Source organism: Streptomyces sp. NPDC057428, from assembly GCF_042803195.1.
Classification (GTDB): domain Bacteria; phylum Actinomycetota; class Actinomycetes; order Streptomycetales; family Streptomycetaceae; genus Streptomyces.
In genome coordinates this window covers 1-1,022 of record NZ_JBHVCT010000247.1, presented here as the reverse complement: position 1 = coordinate 1,022, position 1,022 = coordinate 1, and the positions used below count along the sequence as shown (strand labels likewise).

1 protein-coding gene is annotated in these 1,022 nt (G+C 64.5%); it reads right to left on the bottom strand.

The features are described from left to right. Window positions 1-273: 273 nt before the first annotated feature. Window positions 274-708 carry a hypothetical protein gene (locus tag ACFU5K_RS32050; RefSeq protein WP_384068305.1) on the bottom strand — a complete coding sequence of 145 codons (435 nt, stop codon included), beginning with the start codon at window positions 706-708 and terminating at the stop codon, window positions 274-276. Window positions 709-1,022 lie beyond the last annotated feature (314 nt).

The window sequence follows — 1,022 nt, the reverse complement described above, 5'->3', positions numbered from 1 at the left end:
AGCTCGTCCTCGTCCGCGACACCGCCTGCTGATCACCCACCAGCCGAACCGCCAGGCCAGCACGCCCGCATCTCAATTTCCCCCGAGGTCGTAAGTCGCCATTGGGACGCTGTTTCGCGAGCCGTTCGCGGCCCACTCCAGGAAAGACTGATCCGGGCATCTCGGATCACGAGACGTAATCTTTGTGACCTGAGTCACCGTTCGGGCGGTCAAGCGGGAACTCTCCACTCGACATGGACAGCGGTTCGCACAGCCATGTACGAGCAGCCAGCGTCAGGGCGGAGGTCCCGAAGAGAAGAACGTGCTGATGCTTCGCGTCAGACGTGACGCCTCGTTGAGCCCATGCCGCGCCGCCAAAAGCACGTATACGGCCACAGGGAAGGCCAGTATCGCCAAGGGCGCCATCAGTTCCGCCGGCACACCTAGCCCCGCGAGGAGCAGCGAGAAGAGCGTTACGCAGAGTACCGACCACGTGCACGCCTTCGCCAAGCGGAGGCCGTCCACCCGGTCAGGTGCCAACGAGCCCTCTCCAGATTCCCCGCTCGGGAGCAGCGCCTCCGGGAGGATTTCCTGAAAGCGATCGGCGGCGATGCTGCTCGCGGCAGTCGCGGCAAGCAGACCAAGCTTCCGCGCCGCGCCCTCGCGATCCCGCAGAAGTTCGTCCGCCGCCTGCGTAAACGTCGTCTCCACCAGCCGTACGTGGCTCACGAGTTCCTTTCGGATTGCCCGGCTAAGCCCGAACGCAGACGCAGCGTCTCCGGCGACCTCCCGCAGAGGGAGACCAACTCTCCAGACCTTCTTTCGGAGTCGCCCTGCATCCGTGTAATGGCTTTCCGCCATACCGACCAGATCCCCACTGGCCGAGAGCAAGCTGAGGAGTGGGTAGAGCGGCTCGTAGCACCGCGCGATGTGCTCCGCGCGCCATGTCCCGGGTTCCGCAGCTCAGTGGGTGTCCGATGAGTCGAATTGGGCATCAGCGCAGGTCAGCGAGTTTCGGCTAGTGACGGGAGCCGGTATCGCCT